The following is a 583-nucleotide window of genomic DNA, read 5'->3' as shown; positions in this document are numbered from 1 at the left end:
ATATTGGTTTAGAGAATTTAGGAGCTGTGACGGAGTTTATTTATGGAGATCCAGATGGTGCAGCAGTATGGGGACCATTATTTGGTGATATTAAAGGACAATTAAACGCTACATTTAGAAAAGAATCTATTGCTCAACTGAAATTAACAGCATTTATCCCGTTAGCAAATGACATGCTCAAACTTGGTCCAGTTTGGGTGGAACGATATGTTCGCACAATGATTTCAGAAGCGATGGCAGTAGGTTTAGAACGAGGATTTGTAACTGGTACAGGTAAAGAAGAACCTATCGGATTGTTAAAAGATCCAAGTGGAAGTGTTGTTGGCGGAGTGTACCCAGATAAAAAGCCAGCAGGAACTTTAACTTTTGAACCTGGTCGTAAAACAATCAATGAACTGAAAGGCGTTGTTAAACTATTAGCTAAGAAGCTAAATGCAGATGGTACAGATGCAGACAGACCAAAAAATATTGCTGGAAAAGTAGTTATGGTAACAAATCCGTTTGATACTTTTGACATTCAAGCGAATGCAACCATTCAAAATGCAGCTGGAGTGTATGTAACGAGCTTACCTTTCAATCCAAT

The 583-nt window shown here is 38.4% G+C and carries 1 protein-coding gene; it reads left to right on the top strand.

What is annotated here, in order from left to right:
- Window positions 1-583 (top strand): phage major capsid protein (locus tag JDS99_RS30915; RefSeq protein WP_199696493.1); only part of this gene is annotated, 583 nt, incomplete at both ends.

Source organism: Bacillus cereus group sp. N6, from assembly GCF_016483705.1.
GTDB classification, from domain to species: Bacteria; Bacillota; Bacilli; order Bacillales; family Bacillaceae_G; genus Bacillus_A; species Bacillus_A wiedmannii.
The sequence above is the reverse complement of the archived record's forward strand: the minus strand, read 5'-3'. Positions and strand labels throughout refer to the sequence as shown.